The sequence below is a fragment of the Achromobacter sp. CF-sbj1-Ac2-l genome (genome assembly GCF_052698165.1).
On sequence record NZ_CP199855.1, the window covers coordinates 1,227,037 to 1,252,543 of the forward strand.

Here is a 25,507-nt window from a genome sequence, read left to right on the forward strand (position 1 = left end):
AATAATAATCCATTTGCTGCGAAGGAGGCACGCGATGCACTGTGTAGAAATCTCCCGCCCGGGCGGCCCCGAGGTGCTGGTTCCCGCCGAACGTCCCACGCCCGAGCCCGGCAAGGGCGAAGTGCTGATCAAGGTCAGCGCCGCGGGCGTCAACCGTCCCGACGTGTTCCAGCGCAAGGGCAACTACGCGCCGCCGCCTGGAGCGTCCGACCTGCCGGGCCTGGAAGTGGCCGGCGAGATCGTCGGCGGCGACCTGGCCGACAGCGGCTTCGCGCTGGGCGACAAGGTGTGCGCCCTGGTCGCTGGTGGCGGCTATGCCGAATACTGCGTCGCGCCCGCGGCCCAGTGCCTGCCGATTCCCAAGGGCCTGTCCGATATCGAAGCGGCCGGCCTGCCGGAAACCTATTTCACGGTCTGGAGCAACGTGTTCGACCGCGGCGGCCTGGCCGACGGCGAGATCCTGCTGGTGCACGGCGGCGCCAGCGGCATCGGCACCACGGCCATCCAGTTGGCCCGCGCCCTGGGCAACACGGTCTACGCCACTGTCGGCAGCGACGATCGCGCCCGCGCGGTCGAGGCCCTGGGCGCCGCGCGCGGCATCAATTACAAGACGCAGGACTTCGTCAAGGAAGTGAAGGACGCCACCGGCGGCCGCGGCGTCGACGTGATCCTGGACATGGTGGCCGGCGATTACATCGCCCGCGACATGCAGTGCCTGGCCGACGACGGCCGCATCGTCATCATCGCCCAACTGGGCGGCGCGCAGGCCAATGTCGATACCAGCCAGGTCATGCGCCGCCGCCTGACCATCACCGGCTCCACCCTGCGGCCGCGCCCGGTGGCCTTCAAGGGCGCCATCGCCCGGGCGCTGCGCGAGCGCGCCTGGCCCCTGCTGGAGCAGGGCGCGATCAAGCCGATCGTGCACGCCACCTTCCCGCTGGCCCAGGCCGCCCAGGCCCACGCCATGATGGAAGGCGGCGAGAACATCGGCAAAATCATCCTGACCGTGTAAGAAACGCGCGGCGTTCGGCGCGGCGCCGCGCAACAGGATACAATCACGGGTTTCGCCTGGAATTATTTCCAGGCCAGCCCGTGGGCGGGTGCTTTTCCCCCGGGTTCACCCACTCTGACATTTGCGCCATGACTTCAGTCGAACACCGCGCCCGCCTCGTGCTGGGCAACTGGAAGATGCACGGCAACCTGGCCGAGAATGCCGCGTTGCTGACCGAACTGCGCGCCGCGGATGCCGCCAGCCATTGCGAAATCGGCGTCTGCGTTCCGTTTCCGTACCTGGCGCAGGCCGCGTCGGCCCTGACCGGCAGCGCCGTGTCGTGGGGGGCGCAGGACGTCAGCGCCCACGACAAAGGCGCCTACACGGGCGAAGTCTCGGGCGCCATGCTCAAGGAATTCGGCTGCCGTTATGCGCTGGCCGGCCACTCCGAGCGCCGCGTGCTGCATGGTGAAACCGATCAGATGGTCGCCGACAAGGCGCGCGCGGCACTGGCCGCCGGCCTGACCCCGGTGGTGTGCGTGGGCGAGTCCCTGGCCGACCGCGAGGCCGGCAACACGCTGGCTGTGATCGAGCGCCAGCTCAAGCCGGTGCTGGCGCTGGGCGCCGAGGCCGTCTCGCGCATGGTGCTGGCCTACGAGCCCGTCTGGGCCATCGGCACCGGCCGTACCGCCAGCCCCGAGCAGGCGCAGGAAGTCCACGGCGCCATCCGCGCCGCCCTGGCAGCGCTGGGCGCGGCCCAGGTGCAAGTTTTGTACGGCGGCAGCGTCAAAGCTGCCAATGCCGCCAGTTTGTTCGCCATGACTGATATCGACGGAGCCCTGGTCGGCGGCGCGTCGCTCGTGGCCGAAGAATTTTTGCGAATCGCCGCCATCTAAGTTTCCGTTCCGGAGTCTGTAATGCCCTTGATGCTCAAACTTCTGCTGGCCGTCCAAGTGATCTCGGCGCTGGCTATCATCGTGCTGGTCCTGCTGCAGCAGGGCAAAGGCGCCGACATGGGGTCCGCGTTCGGCAGCGGCTCGTCGGGCAGTCTGTTCGGCGCCACCGGCGCGGCCAACTTCCTGTCGCGCGCCACCAAGTGGGCCGCGGTGGTCTTCTTCGCCTCCACGGCCGGCCTGGCCTATGTCAGCCACAAGGGCACCAGCGGCCCCGCCGTCGACTCCGGCGTGATGCAGAACTTCCCGGCCGACCGTTCCGTGCCGCAGGTGCCGGGCGCCGCGCCGGCCCAACCGGGCGCGGGTGCCTCGTCGGTGCCGGGCGCTTCGTCCGTCCCCGGCGCCGCTTCGTCGGTGCCTGGCGCCGGTTCGGCTCCTGCCCCGGCCCCGGCTGCCAAGCCGGACGCTTCGGTGCCGTCGGCGCCGGCCGCCGCGGGCGACAAGCCGGCCGAGACGCCTGCCAAGTAAGCGTCCCGCCCCAATGAGAAAGGCCGGCTATCGCCGGCCTTTTTTCATGGCGTTCCGTCCTGGAACGCTGGTCTTGCGCGGAAGGCGTTCAGGCGCCCGGCAGCATGTGGCGCGCCGAGACGGCGAGGATGCGCTCGGCGGACTCGCGTAGCTGGCGCGCTTCGCGGTAGGCACGCAGGGACACGACGGCATCGTAGCGGCGCGCGCTGCGCGGGCCGGCGAGCAGCGTGGGACGGCGGGTCAGGATCGGGGATATCAGACGTTGCATGGTGGAGCCTTGTACGGGCCTGAGGCCCTGTTGTGTATGACTGGCATCGTAAGCCGGCCGGACATGCGCGCCAACGAATTCCCTTTCATATGAATATCCGGGGGGAACTCCCCGGGAACGGCCCGGGTGTGCGCATGGCCACGCCAGTATTGCCTGTCCACATGACAGATTGATGCCAGGTGGGGCGCGACGCGTCAGGGCGGGTTGCCCGGTGGCGGCGAAGGCTTGAGCGATATGGCGGGACGGATTCACGCGAATCGCCAATTGCGTGATAGAATGTTCGACTTTCCAGGAAAGCACGACTTTTCTGGCAAAAGTTAGCCGACGTGGTGAAATTGGTAGACACGCTATCTTGAGGGGGTAGTGGCGAAAGCTGTGCGAGTTCGAGTCTCGCCGTCGGCACCAGGAATCAAGAAAAGCCCGCTGAAACGCAAGTTCCAGCGGGCTTTTTGCTTTTTGCTTTTGCAGCGCTTGTCGCCGTGCGCGCGGCTTTGGACGGGACGGTTTCCGTGCCCCTGTCAAACCTTTCATTTAGCTGTTATTAACCCGTCATCTTGGACAGCGATCATGCCGGCAGGCTGGGTCGCGGGTGAGCCAGTCGATAACAGCGACATTGACAGGAAAACTGATGAGTTCTTCGGACCAGGACGACATCCCGTCCAACCCCTCCAAGGCACCGCATTTCAACGAAGTGGTACGACGCGCCGTTTCGCGCCGCGGCTTTCTCAAGGCCGGCCTGGGCGCCAGCGCGGTCGGCTTCATGGGCGCGGGCCTGACGGCCTGTGGCGGCGATGACGACGATGATTCGTCCAGTGGCAATCCTGGCTCCAACCCGGGCGGCGAGACGCCCGCCAAGCCGGTCGAGCTCAATTTCAAGGCGGTGCCCATCAGCACCGCCGATACCGTGGTGGTGCCCGAGGGCTACCAGTTCGCCGTGATCAGCCGCTGGGGCGATCCGCTCTTTGCGGGCGCGCCGGCGTTCAAGGCCGACGCCAGCAATGGCGGCGACGACCAGGCCCGCCAACTGGGCTACAACCACGACGGCCTGCACTTCTTCCCGATCGACGGCAGCGACAGCGTCAACGGCAGCAGCGTGGAAGGCCTGATGGTCACCAACCACGAATACACCACGCCGGAATACTTCTATCCCGTCGGCGTGCAGCCCGGCAACGCGCAGTGGAACCTGGACTGGGTGCGCAAGTCGCAGCACGCGCATGGCGTGTCGGTGCGTCACTTGCGGCTGGCCAATGGCAAGTGGGAAGCGGTGCTGGATTCGCCGTTCAACCGCAGCGTCAATGCCAACGTCGCCATGCAACTGGTGGGCCCGGCCGCGGGCAACCGCCTGGTGCGCACCAATGCCGATCCGACGGGCACGCGCTGCTTCGGCACCTTCGGCAATTGTGGCAACGGCTACACGCTGTGGAACACCTACCTGACGTGCGAAGAGAACTTCACCGACTACTTCGGTGTCGGCACGGCGGATCCGGCCACGGTGAACTACCCCGACGCCGAATACCGGGCGCACATGGAGCGCTACAAGGGTTCGGGCAAGACCTCCAGCAGCTCTTACCGCTGGGACCACTACGACAACCGCTTCAACTGGGCGATGGAGCCCAACGAATACAACCGTTGCGGCTGGGTGGTGGAGATCGATCCGTTCGATCCGAATTCCACGCCCAAGAAGCTGACCGCGCTGGGCCGCTTCAAGCACGAGAACGCGGCGATGACGCTGGCCGACGACAAGCGCGTGGTCGTCTACATGGGCGACGACCAGGTCAGCGAGTACATCTACAAGTTCGTGTCCGACGGTAAGTACGACCCGGCCCGCCCGGCGTTGAACCGTCTGTTGCTGGACAAGGGCACGCTGTACGTTGCGCGTTTCCTGGACGGCGCCGCGCAGGGTGACGCCATGGGCGTGGGCGAGTGGATCCCGCTCAAGCTCGACACGCCTGCGCAGGCCGGCGGCACGCTCGGCGCGCTGTTCAATCAGGACATGGGCGAGCTGCTGGTCAAGACGCGCCAGGCCGCCGACGCGGTGGGCGCGACGCCGATGGACCGGCCCGAGTGGATCACGACCCACCCGACCACCCGCGAAGCCTATGTCACGCTGACCAACAACAGCTCGCGCGGCAGCGGCAGCGCGCGCTATCCGGGCGGCCCCAACCATCCGGGCGCCAATGACGCCAACCCCCGCACCGGCAACCAGTACGGCCAGATCGTGCGCTGGCGCGAGAAAAATGGCGACCCGGCGTCGCTGAGTTTCGAATGGGACATTTTCGTGCTGGCCGGCAACCCGACGCTGTATCCGCGCACCGATCTGCGCAGCGGCTCGGCCAACGTCACGGCCGACAACACCTTCAACAGCCCCGATGGCCTGGCTTTCGACAAGCGCGGCCTGCTGTGGATCGAGACGGACGGCAACTACTCCAACACCGGCGCCTACGCCGGCCAGGGCAACAACCAGATGCTGGTGGCCAACCCGGCCACCAAGGAGATCCGCCGCTTCATGACGGGCCCGGTCGGTTGTGAAGTGACCGGCCTGACCTGGACGCCCGACCAGAAGTACCTGTTCATCAACATCCAGCACCCGGGCGAAGGCCCGAGTGTGACGGATGCGCAGAACAATCCGCTGATGGCGTCCAAGTGGCCCGATGACGCCAGCGCCAGCCGGCCGCGCCCGGCCACGGTGGTGATCTGGAAGCAGGACGGCACCGCCGTCGGCACCTGAGGCCGCGAGCGCGTCCGCGGGGCTGTCCCGTGGCCGTCGGCATGCCTGATGACGTATCGGCCGGCGCCTTGTGCGCCGGCTTTTTCTTGCGCGGGCGTCGTGCGCGCCTATGGGCGCGGACGGTGCGCGGGCGCGGAACGCCGCTATCGCAGGTGGTGGCCGAAGACGATGGCCGCCACCACGAAGGTGATGGCGCCCGCCGCCGCCAGCCAGTTAGCTCGCCTGGCCGCCAGGGCGTCGCGCCGCGCCATGCCGATCAGCGCCGCGACCAGGGACCACAGCGCCGTGAACGCCAGCAGGGTCAGCGTGTAGACGAAGTTCGACAGATCGTACCCGCCGCCTCCGATGGAGGGATGGCCGGCGCTTCTCGGCCAGAGCAGGGCGACATGCCAGCCCACGATCACGACGAACACGGCAAGCCAGATCTGGAATCGTCGGTCTTTCAGCATCGATGGGATCTCCGGGTTGGCAGGCGCCTAGTCTGACACCGATGCGCCAGCGCCGAAACCCGCCGGCGTGCGGGCACCGGGCGCCACCGCCACCACCTTGCATGCGAGCCGCAGGTCCCTGCGGGCGGCGTTCACGCCATGGACAAGGGTGTTTATTTGCAACAATAGTTATATATAATTAATTATTAATGGTTAATAGTTTTTATAAATCAATCAAATAGGCATTTCCGGTCCGCCGGCTGCCGCAGGAGCTTTCATGCAGGACTCCCATTCCCCCTCACGCACCCTGCGCAGCACGGGCGGCCTGATCATGCTCGGATTCACCGTGGTTCTCTGCCTGATGGTGTTGCTGACCGTGGTCGGCATCACCCAGGTGAACCGGATGAATGGCGCGTTGACCGCCATCAACGACGTCCATGGCGTCAAGCAGCGCTACGCCATTACCTTCCGCGGCAGCGTCCATGACCGTTCGATCGCGCTGCGCGACGCGGTGTTGGCCAATCCCGCCGAGCTGCATGCATTGGTGGCTGACATCGAGCGCCTGAAGCGCCAATATGACGAGGCGGCCGTGCCGATGGACGCCCTGTTCGTGCAGGGCGCCGATGTGTCAGACCAGGAACGCGAGACCCTGGCCGGCATCAAGGACGTCGAGACGCGCACGCTGCCCGTGGTGCAGCGCCTGCTGACGGCGCTGGAGCGGGGCGATACCGCCCAGGCGCGGCCCTTGCTGGACCAGGCGCGGCCGCTGTTCGTGCAGTGGCTTGCGGCCATCAACCGCATGATCGACCTGGAAGAGCGCCTGATGAAGGATCAGAGCGACATGGCGCGCCGCGTGGGGATCGACTTCCAGCAACTGATGCTGGCCCTGACCGGCGCCGCCATCCTGCTGGGCGCGGGCCTGGCCTGGCTGATCGCCCGCCGCATCACCCGCGCTTTGGGCGCGGAACCGGCCGCGCTCAAGCGCATCGCGCAGTCCGTCAGCGCCGGCGACCTGGCCAGCCCGATCGCGGTCAAACCGGGTGACGAGAGCAGCATCCTGGCGACGCTGGCGGGCATGCAGCGCAACCTGGCCTCGGTGGTCGGCGGCGTGCGCCAGCATGCCGACGCGGTGTCGGTGGTGAGCGTACAACTTGCCGAGGGCAATGCCGACCTGTCGACCCGCACCAGCGACGAGGCCCGCGCCCTGCGCCAGACCGCCGACTCGATGGAAGAGCTGACCGGCGCGGTCAAGCGCAATGCGCACGACGCGCAGGAAGCCGGCGTCATGGCGGGGCAGGCCATGGATGCCGCGCGGCAAGGCAGCCAGACCATGCATGCCGTCGTCGACACGATGGAGCATCTTTCCAGGGCATCGGCGCAGATTTCCGAGATCACGTCGGTGATCGAGGGCATCGCGTTCCAGACCAACATCCTGGCGTTGAACGCCGCGGTCGAGGCCGCGCGCGCGGGCGAGCAGGGCAAGGGCTTTGCCGTGGTCGCCAGCGAAGTGCGCTCGCTGGCGCAGCGCTCGGCCACCGCGGCCAAGGAAATCAACACGCTGATCAGCCAGTCGGCCGAAACCGTGCGCCAGGGCGTCGAGCGAGTCGGCGCCGCCGGGGAAACCATGGATCTGATCCTGGACTCGATCACCCAGACCACCGCGACCATGCACGGCATCGTGCAGGCCTCGGTCGAGCAGACCGGCCGCATCGAGCACGTGGCGCGGGTGATCGCGCAGTTGGATGAGGACACGCAAAAGAATGCGCAGCGCGTCGAGGAAGCCTCCGCCGGCGCCGAAGCGTTGCGCGAGCAGGCCGCCGACCTGCGGCAGGCGGTCTCGGCGTTCCGCGTGGGGGGAGCGAGCGCCACGGCCGGTGCCCGTATCGCGTCAGCGGGCAACGGACGGCTATTGCCGGTGTGATCGCATCGCCGCCGCCGGCGGGCGGCCCAGGCGGTCGACGCCAGCGCCATCCTCCCCCTCGAGGGCCATTCGCCACAAAACTGGAACAGTTTGTTCCGGGGAAAAGCGCCTTTTTGTGGCCCGGAAAGGTGGCCGCTCGCGGCCTCGGCCGTTAGAATTTGCTCACTCCTCACCCTCTATCTACCAGTCGAAAGGCATATCCTCATGAGCAACGCATATATCGACGCACTGAAGAAGCGCCGCACGCAGTATTCGCTGGGCCGTAACCTGTCCGCCTCGAAAGAGGAACTGGCGACCCTGATCCAGGAAGCGATCAAGCACAGCCCCTCGTCGTTCAATTCGCAGAGCTCGCGCGCCGTGATCCTGTTTGGCGCCGAAAGCGACAAGCTGTGGAACCTGGCCATCGAGGAAGTGCGCAAGGTCGCTCCGGCCGAAGGCTTCGACAAGACCGAAGCCAAGCTCAAGAGCTTTGCCGCTGGCGTGGGCACCGTGCTGTTCTTCGAAGACCAGGACGTGGTGCGTAGCCTGCAAGAGAAATTCGCGCTGTACGCCGACAACTTCCCGGTGTGGTCGGAACAGGCGGGCGGCATGGCCCAGTTGTCGGTCTGGACCGCGCTGGCCAACGCTGGCGTGGGCGCCAGCCTGCAACACTACAATCCCCTGATCGACGCCGCCGTGGCGCGCGAGTGGAACGTCCCGGCAAGCTGGAAGCTGCGCGCGCAGATGCCGTTCGGCTCGAACGAAAACGGCTTCGGCGAAAAGGGCTTCATGGACGACGCCGAGCGTTTCCGCGTGATCGGCTGATCCGGCGGGCGCCTGGCGCGCCCGGCTTCGGACCGCAAGACCCGCACATCCCGTTCACGGGGTCTGCGGGTTTTTTCATGCAATGCGTGCGCCCGGCATGGGTCGGGAAAACCCGCGGGCCCTGCGGACACGCCAGCGGCCTGGGGCCTGCCGGGGCTGCGGACAGGCATAATCCGAGGTTTTGTCCGTATCCAGAAAGGCCCTGCCGTGACCGACGCCGTACCCATCAGCCAAGCCGACTACGACCTGCCGCTCGAGACGCTGGAGGCCCATCTGCTGGCGCAGCGCCAGCGCGCCGCCGACGTGGTCAACGCGGCCACGCGCACGTGGACCTGGATCCGCCATGGGTCGTTTCTCGCGTCCATCGTCATCGTCGGCATCGAGAAGCTGACCACCGGCAAGGTGGGCGCCCATACCGCCGTGTTTGCCAGCGTGATGCTGTTGATGGCGCTGAGCTTCATCGCCGCCGCCAAGACGCGCCGCATCATCAAGGGCCTGGGCAACGGCCAGCCCACGCCCAAGTGGGTGCTCAAGCGCATGATCCGCAAGACCATCTTCAAGGGCGCCGCGAGCCTGAAGGGATCGGCGCGTTTTTATGCGGACCGCTTCGTGCTGGATCAGAATGGCAGCCATTTCGAGTCCGCCTACGAGAACGACAAGATCGAATTGATCGCGCTGACGCCGGATTATCTGCAGATCATTCCGGTGCAGCGCCAGGACGTGCCGGACGAGGTGTATTTCATTCCGCTGGCGCAGGTCAGCCAGCCCGAGGAACTGCTGAAGTTCCTGGGCGGCAAACCGAATTACGTGGATGCGGCCTGAGGGCCGGCGCGGGTCTACTCGTAGGCCCGCTTCTGCGTTGACCACTTGAACGTGCGCTTCCACTTGCCGCCCTGCTGGCGCAACTGGATGTCGAAGTAGCCACCCGTCTTGCCCGGCAGCAGCACCAGCGCGTTGCTGGCGTCGGATTCGTCGTGTTCGCGCGTGCCGTCCGGGTTCCAGTCGCCGGCGATGCTCTTGACGAACGACATGGGCTGGGCGAACACCACTTCCAGGGCCGCGCCCTCGATGCGGAACAGGTACAGCGCCTCGAAGTCGGCGCCGCCGCCAGCGTAGCCTTCGCTCCAGCCGGCGCGCAGGCCGAAGGCGGTGGCGTCGGGGGAGATCCGGTAGGGCGCCAGGTCGAAGCGCTTCCAGCTTTCAGGCGTGGACAGCATCGGCGCGCCGGCATCCTGCATCGCCAGGTCCATGGGCGGGTCGATGTCGGTGTCGCTCCAGTCCGTCGGCGTCGTCACCGGCGCCTCGGTGCGGGCCACCAGCCGGGGCGTCGCGCCGGGCGCCGATTCGAATACCCCGACCCACACTTCATTCTTGTCCTGGTCGCGCGACAGGTTGGCGCAATCGCCGCCGCCGAACTGCTTGAGCCGTTCCGCGCGTTCGGCGCTGGCCGCCAGGCACACCAGCGCGACATAGGATCCGGGGCGCTGCGGCCAGGCCTTGGCGCCGGCCACGAGCAGGCGCTTGGGATTCTGGCCGGGCGCGAGCTCCTGCAGCAGGAACGCGTCGCTGAAGCCCGGCGGCAGTTGCGCGCCCAGGCCGTCGGGCCGGGGCGCGCCGCTCATCTGGCTGTCGTACATCTTGCGGGCGTCCTGCGTCTTGATGGCGCCGGGCACCTGGTCCAGGGATTGCACCCGGGTGTCGGCGCGCGCCATCGGGGCGTGCAGGGCAAGGGCCAGCGGGCAGAGCAGCAAAGCGGCGCGGATACGCATCGGCGTGGCCCGGCGGCGAGCCGGGCGGTAGTGGGGTTGCGCGATTATCGCTGAACGCCGCTGACACGCCGCCGTCGGCGTCAGTCTGTTTTCCAGCTCCCCCTTCTTGAAGATCGCGCGGCCCTCGGCGCAGGCGAGGTAATCGATGAAGGCCTGCGCCCGCGGGTTGGCAGGGGGGGGCGTGGCGCGCGGGCGGCGCAGCTTCCGCCTGCTGTGAACGTTGGGGGCGGCCGCGAATATTCCCTCGATTCGGTCTATAGTCCCTGCCCAATGGCGATGAACCGAGCAGAGAGCGATCGATGGACAAGCGACTAGAGCTGGAACCCGCGGCGATTCAGGAAGGCGCGGCGCATGCCACCGGGCCGGCCGGCCCGGCCCCGGGCACGCCAGACGCGGTCGCGATCGAGATCGAGGCCGATCCGACGCTGGGCTACGCGTCGATCCAGAACGCGGTGCCGGTCCTGCGCTCGCTGCGACTGATCAACCGCTCGCAGGAGACGTTCGAGGACGTCGAGGTCCACATCCGTTGCAATCCGGCCTTCGCGCAGCCCGTGCGGCTGCGCTTCGACGCGCTGGTGCCGGGCGAAATCCGCCGCATTGCGCCGCTGGACCTGGCGCCCGACCATGCCTACCTGGCCGAGTTGCAGGAGGCGCAGCGCGCCGCCATCGAGGTGACGGCGCTGGCCGGCGGGCGCGAAGTGGGCCGGGCCGCGCAGGCCGTGGCGGTGCTGGCCTATGACCAGTGGGCCGGCACCCGCGCGCTGCCGGAATTGCTGGCCGCGTTTTCCATGCCCAACAACCCGGCCGTGGACGGGCTCATCGGCAAGGCCGCCCGGCTGCTGCGCGAGCAGCACAACGACCTGACCATGAACGGCTACCAGTCCAAGAGCCGAGACTTGGTCTGGAAGCAGGTGTCGGCCATCTACAGCACGCTAGCGGCCGAAACGCTGCATTACGCCGAGCCGCCCGCGTCGTTCGGCGTCGACGGCCAGAAGATCCGCACGCCCGACCGCATCCTGGAGGCCCGCGTGGCCACCTGCCTGGATCTGGCGATGTTGTTCTCGTCCTGCCTGGAGCAGGCCGGGCTGCGTCCCGTGATCCTGATGAAGGAAGGCCACGCCTGGGTGGGCGTGTGGCTGCATCCGGCCTGCTTCGCCGATCCGCTGACCGACGACGTGCAGGCCGTGCGCAAGCGCGTGGACAGCGGCGAATTCCTGGCGTTCGAAACCACGGGCATCGCCCAGCATCCGAATTTCCGGCCGTCGCTGCGGCTGGCGTTGGAACAGGGCGCGGCCCACCTGCGTGAAGACGAGGCTTTCCGCTATGCCATCGACGTGCATCGCGCACGCGAATTGCAGATCAAGCCGCTGCCGTCGCGCGCCGGCGCCACGGCGCCGGAGGGGGGCGACGCCACCGAGGCGCCCGCAGCGATCGAGCCGACGCCCGACCTGCCGCCGCTGGACCCGGAATTCGTCATCAGCCTGGAGCCGGCCGACGACAGCCCCGAAGGCCGCCTGGCCAAATGGAAGTCGCGCCTGCTGGACCTGACGCTGCGCAACCGGCTGCTGAATTTCAAGAACACCAAGTCGACGCTGCCGCTGGTGGCGCCCGACCTGGCCCGCCTGGAAGACGCCATTGCCGATGGCAGCGAGTTCCGCATCCGTCCGTTGCCGGCGGCCTTGATGGAGGGCGGCGATCCGCGCGTGGCGCAGGTGCATGTCGACCGTGGCGGCCGCGCACCGCTGGACGACATGGCGCTGGAGGCCCTGGGCAACCAGGAGCTGATCGCGCGCGTGCCGCAGGAGGCGCTGGATGCCAACCTGCTGACCCTCTTCGGCGCCGCGCGCACCGGGCTGGAGGAGGGGGGCGCCAATACGCTGTACCTGGCGATGGGCATGTTGCGCTGGACCGAGCATCCCGCCGCCGAGAGCGCCCACCTGGCGCCGCTGATCCTGATGCCGGTGTCGCTGCATCGCCAGTCGGTGCGCAGCGGTTTCCGGCTGGTGCGCCACGATGACGAGACCATCATCAACCCCACGTTGTTGCAGATGCTGCGCAACAACTACGAGCTGCGCATCCCCGGCCTGGACGTGCTGCCGACCGACGACAAGGGCGTGGATGTGGCGCGAGTGCTGCAGGCGTTCCGACTGGCGGTGCGCGAGATCGCCGGTTGGGAAGTGCTGGAGCAGGTGCATCTGGGGATCTTCTCGTTCACCAAGTACCTGATGTGGAAGGACCTGCAGGACCGCAGCGGCCAGCTCAAGGCCAACCGCGTGGTGCGGCACCTGATCGACCATCCCGGCCAGGCCTTCGCACAGGAGTCCTGGGATCCGCGTTTCGAGCGCCTGGACGACAGCTACCGGCCGCAGGACCTGTTGACGCCGCTGCTGTCGGATTCCTCGCAATTGAAGGCGATCTGCGCGGTGGACGCCGGCCGCGACCTGGTGCTGGAAGGCCCGCCCGGCACCGGCAAGAGCCAGACCATCACCAACCTGATCGCGCACCTGCTGGCGCGCGGCAAGACGGTGCTGTTCGTGTCGGAGAAAATGGCGGCGCTGGAGGTGGTGCACCGGCGCCTGGCCAACATCGGGCTGGCGCCGTTCTGCCTGGAGCTGCATTCGTCCAAGGCGCGCAAATCCGAAGTGCTGCAGCAGCTTGGCCGGGCGCTGGAACTGGGTGGCCAGCGCACCAGCGAGGAGTGGAACCGCGAGGCCGAACGCCTGGGCGTGCTGCGCCAGGAGCTGAACGGACTGGTCGAAGCGCTGCACCAGCGTCACGCCAATGGCCTGACGGTCTATGACGCCATCGGCACCTGCATCCAGCACGCTGGCCGTGAGGCGTCGCCGATGTACTGGCCCGATGCCCAGGCGCACGACGAGAAGGACCTGGAGCGGCTGCGCGAGGCGGCGCGGCGCATGTCGACGTTGTCCGGCGAGCTGGGAGCGCTGCAGGGCCACGCGCTGGCGCACATCGGCATGACCGAGTGGAGCCCGAGCTGGCAGGACGCGCTGCTGACGGCGGCTCAGGCGCTGGACGAGGCGGTGGACGCGTTCAAGACCTGCGTGGAGGCCGCCGGCGAGGAACTGGGCGTGCCGGCCGCGGGCTTGAGCCTGGACGCCTACGCGCGCCTGGACACGCTGATCGACGTCCTGCTGGCCGCGCCGCAGGTGCCCGCCGGCCTGGCCGCGCAGGCGCATGACCCGGCCGCGCGCCTGCGGGTGCAGGCCCTGGCCCGCCATGGCCTGGCGCGCAATGCGCATTGGGCCGAGGTCGGCGCGCAATGGCAGGCGCGCCTGGCGGACCTGGACGCGGCGGCGCTGCGGGCGCAATGGCAGGCCGCCTGCGCCGCCTGGTGGCCCAAGTCGGTCTTCGCCAGGCGTGGGGTGCGCAAACGCCTGGCGGCGCTGCGCGTCGATGCGCGCCGTCCGAACGACGCCGCCATTGCCGCGATGCTGGAACCGCTGGCGCGGGTCAACGCCGAGGACCGCGAACTGGCGGCGCTCAAGGCCGATGCCGAGCGCCTGTTGCAGAATGACTATGCCGGCCTGGACACGGATTGGGAGCAGGTCGGGCGCCACGAGCAGTGGGCCGAACGTTTCGCCGAGGCGGTCACGCTGATGGCCGGCGACCCGGCCATGGCGTCCGCGCTGCGCACGCGCCTGCAGCCGCTGGTGGGCGAGAACCGCGCCTTGCTGCAGCCGGGCGCCGCGCTCGGCCAGCGCCTGCTCGACGCCCGCAACGCGTGGCGCGGGCTGCGCGATCAACTCGCCGTGGTGGAGGCGCTGGCGCATCCCACCGCACCGTTGGCAGGCCTGCCGCAGGACAGCGGCGCGCTCGAACGCCTCCAGGGCGTGCTGGCCGGATGGCGGCTCAACAGACAGAGCCTGATGCCGTGGTGCGTCTGGCGCCAGGCGCGCGAACAGGCGGTTGGCATGCAGTTGCAGGGGCTTGTGGCCACGCTGGAGGCGGGGCGCGTGCCGCTGGCCGGGGTCGAGGCGCATTTCGAATTCAGTTATCGCAACTGGTGGGTCAAGAAGGTCATTGACCGGTCGCCGTTGCTGCGTTCGTTCTCCAGCGCTGACCACGATCGCAAGATCCGCGAGTTCCGCCTGGCCGATGACCGCTTCCAGCAGCTCACCTCGGCCTATATCGCGGCATTGCTGGCCGGCAAGGTGCCTGCCAACAATGCCGTCCTGGTCAGTCCCGACAGTGAGCTGGGCCTGTTGCGCCGCGAACTGCAGAAGAAGACGCGCCACGTGCCGGTGCGCCAGCTCATGCAGCGCCTGCCTTCGCTGCTGCCGCGCCTCAAGCCCTGCCTGTTGATGTCGCCGCTGTCCGTCGCGCAATACCTCGATGCCGGCCACTCGCAGTTCGACGTGGTGGTGTTCGACGAGGCCTCGCAGATTCCGGTGTGGGATTCGATCGGCGCCATCGCGCGCGGCCAGCAGTTGGTGGTAGTGGGCGATACCAAGCAGTTGCCGCCCACCAGTTTCTTCAGCAAGTCCGCCAACGATGACGACGGCGCCGGCGACGATGGCCAGGTGGAAGACCTGGAGAGCATCCTGGACGAATGCCTGGGCGCCGACATGAACCGCCTGCGGCTGCAGTGGCATTACCGCAGTCGCCACGAAAGCCTGATCACGTTCAGCAACGTGACCTACTACGATTCGCAGTTGATCACCTTCCCGTCGCCGGTCACGGACGACGTGGCGGTGCGGCTGGAACGCGTGGCCGGGGTCTACGACCGCGGCGGCAGCCGCAGCAACCGCGCCGAGGCCGAGGCCATCGTCCAGGGTATCGAGCAGCATTACCTGGACCCGGCGCGCCGCCGCCAGAGCCTGGGCGTGGTGACGTTCAACCAGCCGCAGCAGTCGCTCATCGAAACCCTGCTGGACGCGCGCCGGCGCGCCAATGCCGCCCTGGACAAGGCGATTTCGGCGCAGGCGCGCGAGCCGTTGTTCATCAAGAACCTGGAGAACGTGCAGGGCGATGAACGCGACGTGATCTATTTCTCGATCACCTACGGCCCCGACGCGGCCGGCAAGATGACGATGAACTTCGGCCCGCTCAATGGCGAAGGCGGCCATCGCCGCCTGAACGTGGCGATCTCGCGGGCCCGCGAAGGCGTGGTGATCTACAGCACGCTGCTGCCGCAGCAGATCGACCTGTCGCGCGTGCGCGCCGCCGGCGTGCGCGACCTGAAGCATTACCTGGAGTTTGCGTTGAAGGGGCCGCGCGCGCTGGTGGAACAGTCGCTGCCCACCGGCCGCGAACCCGACAGCCCCTTCGAGACCCAGGTCATCAAGGTGCTGCGCGAGCGCGGCTGGGTGGTGCATCCGCAGGTCGGCTGCTCGGGCTACCGCATCGACATGGGCGTGGTCGATCCGCGCGCGCCTGGCCGCTACCTGCTGGGCATCGAGTGCGATGGCCGCGCCTACCACGCCGGCGCCACCGCGCGCGACCGCGACCGGCTGCGGCAAGTGGTGCTGGAAGGCCTGGGGTGGCGCTTGCACCGGATCTGGTCGACCGACTGGTGGATCAATCCCGAACGCGAAGTGGAAAAGCTGCTGGCGCGCCTGGAGGCGGAACTGGCGCGCGAGGAGGAGGAGGCCGCGGCAGAACCGGAAGTCGCGCCCGAGGCGCCGGACGCCGCGGACGACGACGTGGCATTCAGCATCACCACCGAGGGCGAGGCGCAGCCGCGCCAGGCCGATCCGGCAGGCGCGCCGGCGAGTGGCATCGAGACCTACGCGGTGGCCGCGCTGCCAGCGGGCGATGCGCAGGCGTTCTACGTCCAGGCCAGCAACGCGCGGCTGAGCGCCGAATTGCGCCAGGTGATCGAGACCGAAGGCCCCTTGCCGGAAAGCGTGCTGCATCGCCGGGTGGCGCGGGCCTGGGGCCTGGAGCGCACCGGCACGCGCATCGTCGAGCGCCTGCGGCAACTGACGCCGGCAGACAGCGGCCGCACGCAAGAAGGCGAGGTCACGTTCCTCTGGCCCGCGGGCACGCGGGCGGCGGACTGGGCGGGCTTTCGCGGCGCGGGCGACGATGAGGCCTCGCGCCGCCGCGTCGACGACGTCTGCCTGGAGGAACTGGCCAACGGCGTGCTGCGGGTGCTGGCCATGACCGGCAACGCCCCGCGCGCGGATGTGATCAAGTCGGTCTGCCGCCTGCTGGGCCAGTCGCGCACCCCGGCGGACGCCGAGGCGCGGTTGGGCCTGGCGCTGGCGGCGCTGCTGGCGCAAGGCCGGGTGCGCGAGGAGGCGGGGATGCTGCGGGTGGATTGAGGCGCCGCGGCGCGCCGCGGGCAAGAAGGACGCCGCAAAACTCCGCATCACTGCGTGCAATGTTGCGGTTGGCGCGACGCGTAAGTGTCAGTCTGTAATCACACGGCGGGACGCGAGCGGCCCGCGCCGCGCCATTCGTGGCGCCGCCGCAGGGGCGGCGCGGGGCGGACGCAGCTTTTGGTGTCAGCTTGTGTTCAATCGGACGGCAAGATTTTGATACGACCGTGGGCAGGACCCGCCCATTTCGTCCATGGCGCGGACGTAGAATCGCGGTTTTCATCAGTGCCACACGGCTGATAGGAACAAACCATGAAGAAAACGATTCTCCTGGCGTCGGTCTGCGCCGCCTTGCTGCAGGCTTGCGCACCGGTTTCCCACACTGGCGAAGGATCTTCCACCATGTCCACCTCTTCCTCGACGCCCGCCGCCAACGCATTGAGCCTGCCGGCCTACCACTGGCGCCTGGCGTCCGCCACCGATGCCTCGGGCAAGACCATCCCCGCCTTGCAGAAGGGCATCGAACAACCGCTGCGCCTGTCGTTCTCGGCCGATGGCATGAACATCCGCGGCGGCTGCAACACGCAGTTCGGCGGCTACACGTATAAGGACGGCGTGCTGCATGTCGCCAACCTCGCTTCGACGATGAAGGCGTGCGAACCCGGCCTGATGAAACTGGATGCCGAGATCGGCCAGCGCCTGAAGGGCGACCTGCGCGCCACGCTCAGCGGCGAGTCCACCGAACCGGCCCTGGAACTGGTGGCGCAGGACGGCAGCGTGCTGAAGTTCGTCGGCGAGCCGACGCCGGAAACCCTGTACGGCAGCGCCGGCGAAATCATGTTCCTGGAAGTGGCGCCCAAGCGCGCCGATTGCAGCCATCCCATGATTCCACGCTACCAGTGCCTGATGGTGCGCGAGCGCCGCTACAACGAGGCCGGCGTGCAACTGCCGCCGCAGGAAGACTGGCACCCGCTGTACCAGTCGATCGAAGGTTACGATCACCGTGATGGCGTGCGCACCGTGCTGCGCGTCAAGCGCTACGACTGGAAGAACCCGCCGGCCGACGCGCCCTCGAAGGTGTACGTGCTGGACATGGTGGTCGAGCAGGACGCCTCGGGCAAGAAGAAGTAAACGCCGGCCGCGCCCATTCGGGCGCGGCGTCTCAAGCGGCTCCCCCGCGCGCCCCGATCGCGGAAAGGGAAGGGAAGGAGGCGGATTGAACGCCTTCATCAATAATGATTACAATTCCCATTCCCGAAATTCACAAGGCGCTGACGCGACGGCCATGTCGTCCACGGAATCCCTGGAACACCGCGAGCTGGGCAGGCTGTACCGCGACCATCACGGCTGGCTGCGCGGCTGGCTGCTGCGGCGGCTGAACGTGCCGGCCGAGGCCGCCGACCTGGCCCAGGACACCTTCCTGCGGCTGCTGGCCTCGCCGGCATCGATGGCGCAATTGCAGGGCGTGCGGCAGCCGCGCAGCTTCCTGGCCACGGTGGCGCAACGCACGCTGGTCGACCACATCCGCCGCCAGGTGCTGGAACGCGCCTGGCTGGAAACCCTGGCGCAGCAGCCCGAGGCCAGCGCCATTTCACCCGAGACCCGGGCCATCCTGCTCGAGACCATCCGCGAGATCGACGCCATGCTGCACGGCCTGGGCGACAAGGTGCGGCGCGCCTTCCTGATGTCCCAGTTGGAAGGGGCCAGCTACGCCGAGATAGCCGCCCGCCTGGGCGTGACGGTCAGTTCCATCAAGAAGTACATGGCGCGCGCCACCGAGCATTGCCTGGTGTACGCGCTGGCCCGGCAGTAGGCGGCCATGGCGGACAAGACCATCGCCGCGGCGGCGCAATGGTACGCGCGGCTCTGCGCAGACGACGTCAGCGCGGCCGACGTGGCGGCGCATGGGCGCTGGCTGGCGGCCGATCCCGAACATGCGCGCATCTGGGGCCAGGTGGAACGGCTGCGCGGCACGCTGGGAGCCGCGCCGGCGCGCCTGGCTGCGGACACGCTCAATCGTGCCGACCAGCACTTCTCGCGCCGCCGCGCCGCGCTGCGCAACGGGCTGGGCGCGGTGGCGCTGCTGGGCGCCGGCGGCCTGGCGGCCTGGCGCACCCTGCCGACGGAGCGGATGCTGGCCGACTACCGCACCGGGGCGGGCGAGCGCCGCGAACTGCGGCTGGCGGACGGCACCTTGCTCTGGCTGGACAGCGCCAGCGCGGTCGACGTGACCGTCGACGCCGGCCAGCGGCGCATCTTCGTGCATGCCGGCGAGATCCTGGTCGATACCGACAACGTCCGTCCCGGCCTGCCGCCCTTGCGCGTGCGCACCGCGCACGGCGCGGTGCGACCCTTAGGCACGCGTTTCATCGTCACGCGGCAGGATGACCTGACGCGGGTCGCGGTGCTGCGCCATGCGGTGGCGCTGGAACCCGCGACGGGCGGCGCGCCCGTGATCCTGAAGGCGGGCGAGCAGGGCACGCTTGCGCTCGCGGGGGCGCAGGCGGCCGGCGCCATCACCGGCGAACCCGACGCCTGGACGCGCGGCCTGCTGGTGGTCGACAACTGGCGCCTGGACGATTTCGTTGCCCGGCTCGACCGTTATCGGCCCGGGCTGTTGCGATGCGACGATGCCGTGGCGGCGCTGCGCCTGTCGGGGGCGTTTCCCGTCGACGACACCGACCAGGCGCTGGCCGCCGTGACGCGCGCGCTGCCCGTGAACATCGCGCGCTTTACCCGTTATTACGTCCGCATCGTCGCCCGCCACTGATTTTTTTTCGCTCGGCATTGTCCTTTTTCCGCGCTCGTCCGACTTAGCAGGGATTACGTCGGATCTGCCACACGGAAACCTGAGTCCATGCCTTCTGTACCCTTGCTTCGTCACTCCGCCACACTCGCGCCCCTGGCGCGCGCCGTTGTCATCGCGTTGACCGTCCTGGGCGCTGCGCCGTCCGCGCAGGCGCAGGCCGTTCCCGGCGCGCAGGCGTCGCGTCACTATGATGTGCCGCCCGGTCCGCTGGGCCTGGCGCTGAGCCGGTTCGCCGCCCAGGCCGGGGTGGTGCTGTCGTTCGACGCCACGCTCACCCAGGGCCGCCAGAGCGCCGGCCTGCGGGGCGACTATGGCGTGGCCGCGGGCCTGGCGGCGATGCTGTCGGGCACCGGGCTGGAGGCCGTCAACCAGGGCGGCAACCGCTATGGCCTGCGCGCCGCCAATGCGCAGACCCTGGCGCCGGTCGAAGTGCTGGGCGCGCGCGAACCCGCGCCCAGCGAAGGCACCGATTCGTACACGGTCGGCGTGTCGAACACCGCCACCCGGCTGCCGATGACGCTGCGCGAGACGCCGCAGTCGGTCTCGGTGATGACGCGCCAGCGGCTCACCGACCAGGGCCTGAACACGCTGGAAGACGCCATCGTCAACACCCCGGGCCTGACCTTCAAGAAGAAGGGCTCGGCCGACGACAACGAGAAGGGCCTGTATGCGCGCGGCATGGAGATCACCAACATGCAGGTCGACGGCGTGCCGACCCACAAGGACTTCAATGCCCTGGGGCTGGACACGGCGCTGTATGACCGCATCGAAGTGGTGCGCGGTTCCACCGGGCTGCTGAGCGGGGCGGGCAACCCGGCCGCGTCCATCAACCTGGTGCGCAAGCGGCCGACCCGCGAGTTCGAGGCCGGCGTGGGCGCCAGCATCGGGTCGTGGGACTACAAGCGCACCGAGTTCGACCTGGGCAGCCCGCTGGATGCGTCGGGCAAGCTGCGCGGGCGGCTGGTGGGCGCCTGGCAGGAAGGCGGCTCGTTCATCGACCGCGTCAAGCAGGATTCGCAACTGCTGTATGGGGTGGTCGAGGCGGACCTGACCGAGCGCACCCTGCTGACCCTGGGCGCGGAATACCAGCGCAAGAAGTGCACGGCGTGCTCGTACTTCGGCTTTCCCGCGTACTACGCCGATGGCTCCAAGACCGATTTTCGGCAACGGTTCAATTCCGCCACCAACTGGAGCCGCCAGGAACGCACGCGCTACAACGTCTTCGCCACGCTCGACCACGAGTTCTCGTCATCGTGGAAGGGGTCGCTGACGCTGTCGCGCACCGGCGACGACAACGACCGCACCTATGGCTGGTTCAGCAGCAACGGCTGGGCCAATCCGCAGACCGGGCAGGGCGCCTCGGTCTGGGTCGCCAAATGGCCGATCCCCAAGACCCAGAACGCGCTGGACGCCAGCCTCAGCGGCGCCTTCGACGCGCTGGGCCGCCGCCACGACCTGGTGCTGGGCGTGAGCCTGTCGCGCACCCGGGGCGACTACGACACCTATCCGCTGTGGACCGCGCCCGGCTATGACCCGGTCATCCCGGACGTGCGCGCCTGGGATGGCGACATGCCGCAACCCCAATGGCAGGCGACGGGCAAGCGCTACTACACCGAGAAGCAGAACGCGGTCTATGGCGCACTGCGACTGCGCCCGACCGAGGCGCTGTCGGTGATCCTGGGCTCGCGCGTCACCTGGTGGGACCAGCAGGCCTCATACACCTACAACGACGGCTCGGCCTATCCGGACAACATGCGCGAGCAGGGCGTGTACACGCCGTATGCCGGCGTGGTCTACGACCTGACGCCGACGCTGTCCGCCTATGCCAGCTACACCAGCATCTTCCTGCCGCAGCAGGCCCAGACCGTGTCGGGCAGCGGCGTCGCGCCGATCAAGGGCAATACCTACGAGATCGGCCTCAAAAGCGCCTGGCTGGACGGCCGCCTGAATGGCGCGCTGGCGCTGTTCCGCACCCGCCAGGACAACTACGCCATGCTGGACGGCGACAAGCTGGCCCCCAATGGCGATAACGCCTATGTCGCCGCCAACGGCGCCGTGCTGCGCGGCGTCGCAGCCGAGCTCAGCGGCGAGCTCGCGCCCGGTTGGCAAATGCAGTTGTCGTACGCCTACGTCGACCGCCGCCTGCCGACGGGCTTCTCGACCCAGGTCGGGCTGCCGCGCCACATCGCCAAGCTGTACACCACCTACCGCCTGCCGGGCGACTGGAGCGCCCTGACCGTGGGTGGCGGGGTGCGCTGGGAAAGCCAGAGCGGCTTCACCAGCCGCGGCCCCGGCGGGCAGCAATTCGATTCCTCGCAAAGCAGCTATGCGCTGGTGGACCTGATGGCGCGCTACCAGTTCAACCGCCAATGGTCGGCCACGCTGAACCTGAACAACGTGCTGGACAAGAAGTACTACGCCAGCACCAACGTCTACAGCAATTACTACGGGGCGCCGTTCAGCGCGATGCTGGGGGTGAATTACCGGTATTGATCGGATTGTCTTGCAATACGCGAGTTATCGGCCTTCCATCATCAGGCGCGTGCGTTCTTCGGTCGATGGATGGCTGGAAAGCCAGTTCGGGGTGGTGCCGGCCACTCTGGACTGCGCCGCCAGGTCTTGCAGCAGCTTTGCCAGCAACGCAGGGTCCTTGCCGGTCTTGCGCATGAGCGCGACGGCGGTCGCGTCGGCATCCCGCTCGAAATCGCGGGAGTAGGACAGGTCCAGCAGCCCCGTGCCCAGCACGCTGGCTTGGTGCAGCAGGCTGGAGGCATCACCGGTGAAGAACAGCGCCACGGTCGACAGGCCCGCCAGGCGGCCAAGACGGCGTATGCCGTGGCGGTGCTGGATGTGGCCGAGTTCATGGGCCAACACGCCCGCAAGGGCCTGGGCTGTTCCGGCCAGGCGCGCCAGTTCGTCCGTGACGATGACGGGGCCGCCCGGCAGCGCCATCGCGTTGGCACCCACCAACGGGCCGCCTTGGCGGAACAACAACTGCGGTGGCGTCGCGCCCAGGTCGGCGTGCGCCACGAGTTCATCGAATACGGCCTGGATGGCCCGCCGGGTGTCGGGGGCGAGTTGGCTAGGGCGCAGCACGAGGCGATCGAGCGTATGCAGGACGTTGGCGCCGATGCGCGCTTCGGTGGCGGGGGGAACGGTGCGTGCAAGGCTGTCGCCCAGCCAGGGAATGCTCCAGCGCAGGCTGACGACGAACGCCAGGGTAGCCAAAGCCGCCAGTCCGAGCGCGGCCAGATTGAGGCGCTCCAGGCGATGCAGCAGATGGCTGCGGCGGCCGAGCAGGCGTTCCAGGCGGTCGACCTGATCGTTGTCATCGGTTTCGAAGACGCTGTCGTCGGGCAGCGTGGCACGCCGGGCTGTCGTGCCGATACGGCTGGACCATCGCAGCACGCCGGCCGGCAGCGTGCGGCGCGCCTGGCCGTGCAGCAACGACACGGAGCCATCCGCCTGCCATCGCAGGCTCGCCGGATGGCTGGCCGCGCTGCCGGCGGCGTAGAGCCGGCCGTGGATGATGACCGATACGGCGTCGCCTGGCGACGCCGGGGAGCCCGCCGGCTCATCCGTGTGGTCAGAGGGCCGAGACACCGGCAAAACCTTCGAGCTGGCTGAACTCGGCACCGAAGGCGCCGGGGACATGGGCCAGTTGCCGTGACACGAATTCATCCAGGCCAGGCGCCGCCAGCACGGTGATGCGCTGCGTCACGTAGCGATACTGGCGCACGCGCGCCCAGGGGTAGGCCAGCCCCAGCGTCAATATGCTGGCCGCGATGCCGGACAGGGTGATCCAGGTGTAGCGCCAGGGCGCCACGGCGCTGTGCAGCCGGTGCCTGCCTTGTAGCGTGCATCGGTTGAGAATTTCATTGTGGGCGCAGGCGCCGTAGTACAACGCGGCTACGATCAGCGCGGCGTAGAGTGTCGCGAGCAGAACGGGGAAAACGGAGAGGAACATGTGCGGTCCGGCCGAAGGATGGCGATGCGACGGGTCGGTAAGCCCCCGCAGCATTTCGCTAAACGAGAACTCGGGATTTGCGGCCTGACCGACCCATTGCGCGGCCAACATTCCGACCAGGCAGACGACTATGAATATGCCCATGCCGCGCAGCAACCCGGCATACAGGATCGCCAGGCGAGGGGCGCTGAAGAAGGCGGCGTAGCCGTAACGGTGGCCTCCCGCCACATAGCTGGCACGTTGTTGCGTGGCCAGCGGGGTCAGCAGCCCGAGCGTGAAGATAGAGAGCAGCGGCAGAAATACGAAGACGAGCAGCGCGCGTCCGTAGCTGCCCTGGAAGCCGAACCGCACGTTGCTCCAGGAGGTCATGTACGCGCGGAAACCCAGGCTGGCATTGACCAGCCATGGTACGGCCAACAGGATGAAAAGCGATAGCAGCCGTTCGGCAAGCGGCCACACCGCGCCGATGAGCGAGACAGCGGCGATGATTGCAATGGCGAGCAGGCGCCCTTTGAATATCTGCCCGCCCGTGGCGTGATAGTCGAACCCGGCGCCCGCCAGGTAGGTGTGGCCGCGGAACCAGCGCATCGTCCTGACCTTGGCCCAGGCCGACCAGATGCCCAAGGTGCATAGCGTCAACAGGACATTCACCGCCCACACGCCAAAGTAATCACGCGCGCGGCCGCGGAACTGCAGCGGCAGCGCTTGTGACGCTTCGTCGGGCGCCGATGGGAGGGGGTGCGTGCCGCTGGCAGCGTGGGTGCCCGCAGGGGCGGGGGAGGGAAATTGCGACATCGGACTATCTCGGGAACGGCTAACGAAGGGCTTCGCGGATCGTAGCGATGCAGGCTTCGGCGATGCCATCGGATAGGTCTGCTATTGGGACGCGGTCCTCGCGGTTTAGGATAGGTCCGCCAGGTTGCCCGGGACGGGACGCGCCATTCAGTACACTTGCCGGTGCGATGATCTCCGGGCGGTTGCCTCCCGCGAGGCGCGCCGCAGCCACGCGGGCGGGGCGTCCGCCCTTGCGCCAACGATATTCCACGGATTCCCTGCCATGCCCGCTGCCCACGCCACGCTTGCCACCGCGCTGCGCACCCCGGTCGTCTCCGCCGACGACGCGGAAACCCTCGACGGCTTTTTCAAGCGGCCTGAGGTGCGCGCGTTCTACGAAGATGCCTTGGCGTCCGCGCACACCGCCGCCAGCCTGCGGTTCTGCGCCGAACTGCTGCCGTCCCTGCACCCCAGCCGGGCAGCGGCGCTGGCGCTGATGTGCGGCTCGCTGGTGGAGGACGGCGCCGATCCCGTGCTGCTATTCCCCGCGTTGCAGGCGTTGCTGGGCCCGTGGTTGCGGACCCTGCGACCGTATTGCGCGCTGGAGGTCGAGGACGACGACGCCGAAGTCGAGGACGCCGACCGCCTGGCCTGGAAAGAGGCGGTGGCGCGGCTTGAAGCCATTCCCGAGGACCGGCGCTGGGAACTCGATGCGCAGGTCGCCGCCATCGACACCCTGGTGCTGCCGATGATGGCCATGCTGATGCGCGACCAGCGCAATCACCAGGCCTTCGTCGCCGACGCCGATCTGATGGACCTGCTGTATGCCATGACCACGCTCAACGACAACCTGCCGTTCGAGCAACTGCACTACCTGTGGCTGGCCTCGCGCATCAGCTACGAGGAAGAGCTCGTGGTGGTGTTGCCCACCTCCGGCACGGGCTTCGTGGCGCGGGCGCACGGCATCAACAACAATTTCCACGCCTTCACGCTGTTGCAGAACCTGATGCGCGACCACGTCCGGACCCTGGGCGTGCGCCGCGAGATCGCCGCGCGCGAGCCCGACGCCGAGCGCGACAGCGCCGATTTCCAGTGGCTGCAGGCCGATGCCTATGCGCAGGGAAAGCTGGTCAACGACATGCGCTTTGCCTGGGGCGAGGCGGCGCTGCGCGACAACCTGGCCAGGCACGGCAAGCGGGTGCTGATCGCGCTGGAGACCGAGGACGGCATGCAGCGCAACTGGTCCGGCTTCAACGGCGCGATCCATGATGCGCAGCAGCCGTCGATGACGTTCGTGCGCTATCTGACGGCGGATGAGGTAGTGGCGTATCTGACCTGAGCGG

18 protein-coding genes and 1 tRNA gene are annotated in these 25,507 nt (G+C 68.1%); 14 read left to right on the forward strand and 5 right to left on the reverse strand.

Going from position 1 to position 25,507, the window contains the following annotated elements:
* The first annotated feature begins 34 nt into the window (after window positions 1–34).
* The 3 genes from ACUDCK_RS05675 (at window position 35) to secG (ending at window position 2,412) form a co-directional block, all read left to right on the forward strand.
* A complete protein-coding gene (locus tag ACUDCK_RS05675) occupies window positions 35–1,012 on the forward strand; it encodes an NAD(P)H-quinone oxidoreductase (protein ID WP_054501661.1) in 978 nt (325 codons plus the stop codon).
* Between the two features lie 128 nt (window positions 1,013–1,140).
* Complete coding sequence (gene tpiA / locus ACUDCK_RS05680; protein ID WP_054433438.1) at window positions 1,141–1,887, forward strand: triose-phosphate isomerase; 747 nt, start codon at window positions 1,141–1,143, stop codon at window positions 1,885–1,887.
* 21 nt (window positions 1,888–1,908) lie between these two features.
* Entirely contained in the window at window positions 1,909–2,412 is a 504-nt protein-coding gene (secG, locus tag ACUDCK_RS05685; protein WP_054440273.1) for a preprotein translocase subunit SecG, read from the forward strand.
* An 88-nt stretch (window positions 2,413–2,500) separates the two neighbouring features.
* Here secG and ACUDCK_RS05690 read toward each other — a convergent pair whose 3' ends face one another.
* Complete coding sequence (locus ACUDCK_RS05690) at window positions 2,501–2,680, reverse strand: hypothetical protein (protein WP_054501660.1); 180 nt, start codon at window positions 2,678–2,680, stop codon at window positions 2,501–2,503.
* Between the two features lie 320 nt (window positions 2,681–3,000).
* Between ACUDCK_RS05690 and ACUDCK_RS05695 the strand changes: the two genes are divergently transcribed.
* Both ACUDCK_RS05695 and ACUDCK_RS05700 read left to right on the forward strand, forming a co-directional pair.
* Window positions 3,001–3,085 (forward strand) — tRNA-Leu (locus tag ACUDCK_RS05695).
* Between the two features lie 223 nt (window positions 3,086–3,308).
* Window positions 3,309–5,408: a PhoX family protein gene (locus tag ACUDCK_RS05700; RefSeq protein ID WP_116793635.1), complete on the forward strand. Its 2,100-nt coding sequence runs from the start codon at window positions 3,309–3,311 to the stop codon at window positions 5,406–5,408.
* Between the two features lie 143 nt (window positions 5,409–5,551).
* Here the strand turns inward: ACUDCK_RS05700 and ACUDCK_RS05705 are convergent, their stop codons facing one another.
* On the reverse strand, window positions 5,552–5,857 hold the full coding sequence (locus ACUDCK_RS05705; RefSeq protein WP_054501658.1) for a hypothetical protein: 306 nt from the start codon (window positions 5,855–5,857) through the stop codon (window positions 5,552–5,554).
* A 256-nt stretch (window positions 5,858–6,113) separates the two neighbouring features.
* On the opposite strand from ACUDCK_RS05705, the gene ACUDCK_RS05710 reads away from it, so the two are divergent.
* From ACUDCK_RS05710 to ACUDCK_RS05720, 3 genes are all read left to right on the forward strand, one after another.
* Window positions 6,114–7,757: a methyl-accepting chemotaxis protein gene (locus ACUDCK_RS05710; RefSeq protein ID WP_064524612.1), complete on the forward strand. Its 1,644-nt coding sequence runs from the start codon at window positions 6,114–6,116 to the stop codon at window positions 7,755–7,757.
* A gap of 204 nt (window positions 7,758–7,961) precedes the next feature.
* Window positions 7,962–8,561, forward strand: a complete 600-nt coding sequence (locus tag ACUDCK_RS05715; RefSeq protein WP_064524610.1) for a nitroreductase family protein — start codon at window positions 7,962–7,964, stop codon at window positions 8,559–8,561.
* A 207-nt stretch (window positions 8,562–8,768) separates the two neighbouring features.
* Complete coding sequence (locus ACUDCK_RS05720) at window positions 8,769–9,383, forward strand: hypothetical protein (protein WP_054417559.1); 615 nt, start codon at window positions 8,769–8,771, stop codon at window positions 9,381–9,383.
* Window positions 9,384–9,397: 14 nt separating this feature from the next.
* Here the strand turns inward: ACUDCK_RS05720 and ACUDCK_RS05725 are convergent, their stop codons facing one another.
* Window positions 9,398–10,330, reverse strand: coding sequence for a hypothetical protein (locus ACUDCK_RS05725; RefSeq protein ID WP_175142118.1), 933 nt, complete (start codon window positions 10,328–10,330; stop codon window positions 9,398–9,400).
* A 299-nt stretch (window positions 10,331–10,629) separates the two neighbouring features.
* Here ACUDCK_RS05725 and ACUDCK_RS05730 point away from each other — a divergent pair, with 299 nt between their 5' ends.
* The 5 genes from ACUDCK_RS05730 (at window position 10,630) to ACUDCK_RS05750 (ending at window position 21,916) form a co-directional block, all read left to right on the forward strand.
* Complete coding sequence (locus ACUDCK_RS05730) at window positions 10,630–16,617, forward strand: DUF3320 domain-containing protein (RefSeq protein WP_175167738.1); 5,988 nt, start codon at window positions 10,630–10,632, stop codon at window positions 16,615–16,617.
* A 399-nt stretch (window positions 16,618–17,016) separates the two neighbouring features.
* Window positions 17,017–17,745, forward strand: coding sequence for an META and DUF4377 domain-containing protein (locus ACUDCK_RS05735; RefSeq protein WP_217481223.1), 729 nt, complete (start codon window positions 17,017–17,019; stop codon window positions 17,743–17,745).
* A 154-nt stretch (window positions 17,746–17,899) separates the two neighbouring features.
* A complete protein-coding gene (locus ACUDCK_RS05740; protein WP_006389156.1) occupies window positions 17,900–18,427 on the forward strand; it encodes a sigma-70 family RNA polymerase sigma factor in 528 nt (175 codons plus the stop codon).
* A gap of 6 nt (window positions 18,428–18,433) precedes the next feature.
* The gene (locus ACUDCK_RS05745) at window positions 18,434–19,384 is read left to right on the forward strand and encodes a FecR domain-containing protein (protein WP_175167736.1); all 951 of its coding nucleotides are present in this window, start codon (window positions 18,434–18,436) and stop codon (window positions 19,382–19,384) included.
* A gap of 87 nt (window positions 19,385–19,471) precedes the next feature.
* Window positions 19,472–21,916, forward strand: coding sequence for a TonB-dependent siderophore receptor (locus tag ACUDCK_RS05750; protein WP_445659297.1), 2,445 nt, complete (start codon window positions 19,472–19,474; stop codon window positions 21,914–21,916).
* Window positions 21,917–21,940: 24 nt separating this feature from the next.
* Here ACUDCK_RS05750 and ACUDCK_RS05755 read toward each other — a convergent pair whose 3' ends face one another.
* The gene (locus tag ACUDCK_RS05755) at window positions 21,941–23,026 is read right to left on the reverse strand and encodes a M48 family metallopeptidase (protein WP_175167735.1); all 1,086 of its coding nucleotides are present in this window, start codon (window positions 23,024–23,026) and stop codon (window positions 21,941–21,943) included.
* Window positions 23,010–24,185, reverse strand: coding sequence for a YjgN family protein (locus ACUDCK_RS05760; protein WP_167517666.1), 1,176 nt, complete (start codon window positions 24,183–24,185; stop codon window positions 23,010–23,012). Before ACUDCK_RS05760 ends, ACUDCK_RS05755 begins: the two co-directional genes overlap by 17 nt.
* A 262-nt stretch (window positions 24,186–24,447) precedes the next feature.
* On the opposite strand from ACUDCK_RS05760, the gene ACUDCK_RS05765 reads away from it, so the two are divergent.
* On the forward strand, window positions 24,448–25,503 hold the full coding sequence (locus ACUDCK_RS05765; protein WP_175167734.1) for a hypothetical protein: 1,056 nt from the start codon (window positions 24,448–24,450) through the stop codon (window positions 25,501–25,503).
* Window positions 25,504–25,507: the final 4 nt, after the last annotated feature.

What these genes read in the sequence shown, in the direction of transcription:
- ACUDCK_RS05675 (WP_054501661.1), top strand. Translation starts at nt 35, where the DNA reads ATGCACTGTGTAGAAATCTCCCGCCCGGGCGGCCCCGAGGTGCTGGTT.
- tpiA (WP_054433438.1), top strand. Translation starts at nt 1,141, where the DNA reads ATGACTTCAGTCGAACACCGCGCCCGCCTCGTGCTGGGCAACTGGAAG.
- secG (WP_054440273.1), top strand. Translation starts at nt 1,909, where the DNA reads ATGCCCTTGATGCTCAAACTTCTGCTGGCCGTCCAAGTGATCTCGGCG.
- ACUDCK_RS05690 (WP_054501660.1), bottom strand. Translation starts at nt 2,680, where the DNA reads ATGCAACGTCTGATATCCCCGATCCTGACCCGCCGTCCCACGCTGCTC.
- ACUDCK_RS05700 (WP_116793635.1), top strand. Translation starts at nt 3,309, where the DNA reads ATGAGTTCTTCGGACCAGGACGACATCCCGTCCAACCCCTCCAAGGCA.
- ACUDCK_RS05705 (WP_054501658.1), bottom strand. Translation starts at nt 5,857, where the DNA reads ATGCTGAAAGACCGACGATTCCAGATCTGGCTTGCCGTGTTCGTCGTG.
- ACUDCK_RS05710 (WP_064524612.1), top strand. Translation starts at nt 6,114, where the DNA reads ATGCAGGACTCCCATTCCCCCTCACGCACCCTGCGCAGCACGGGCGGC.
- ACUDCK_RS05715 (WP_064524610.1), top strand. Translation starts at nt 7,962, where the DNA reads ATGAGCAACGCATATATCGACGCACTGAAGAAGCGCCGCACGCAGTAT.
- ACUDCK_RS05725 (WP_175142118.1), bottom strand. Translation starts at nt 10,330, where the DNA reads ATGCGTATCCGCGCCGCTTTGCTGCTCTGCCCGCTGGCCCTTGCCCTG.
- ACUDCK_RS05730 (WP_175167738.1), top strand. Translation starts at nt 10,630, where the DNA reads ATGGACAAGCGACTAGAGCTGGAACCCGCGGCGATTCAGGAAGGCGCG.
- ACUDCK_RS05735 (WP_217481223.1), top strand. Translation starts at nt 17,017, where the DNA reads ATGTCCACCTCTTCCTCGACGCCCGCCGCCAACGCATTGAGCCTGCCG.
- ACUDCK_RS05740 (WP_006389156.1), top strand. Translation starts at nt 17,900, where the DNA reads ATGTCGTCCACGGAATCCCTGGAACACCGCGAGCTGGGCAGGCTGTAC.
- ACUDCK_RS05745 (WP_175167736.1), top strand. Translation starts at nt 18,434, where the DNA reads ATGGCGGACAAGACCATCGCCGCGGCGGCGCAATGGTACGCGCGGCTC.
- ACUDCK_RS05750 (WP_445659297.1), top strand. Translation starts at nt 19,472, where the DNA reads ATGCCTTCTGTACCCTTGCTTCGTCACTCCGCCACACTCGCGCCCCTG.
- ACUDCK_RS05760 (WP_167517666.1), bottom strand. Translation starts at nt 24,185, where the DNA reads ATGTCGCAATTTCCCTCCCCCGCCCCTGCGGGCACCCACGCTGCCAGC.
- ACUDCK_RS05765 (WP_175167734.1), top strand. Translation starts at nt 24,448, where the DNA reads ATGCCCGCTGCCCACGCCACGCTTGCCACCGCGCTGCGCACCCCGGTC.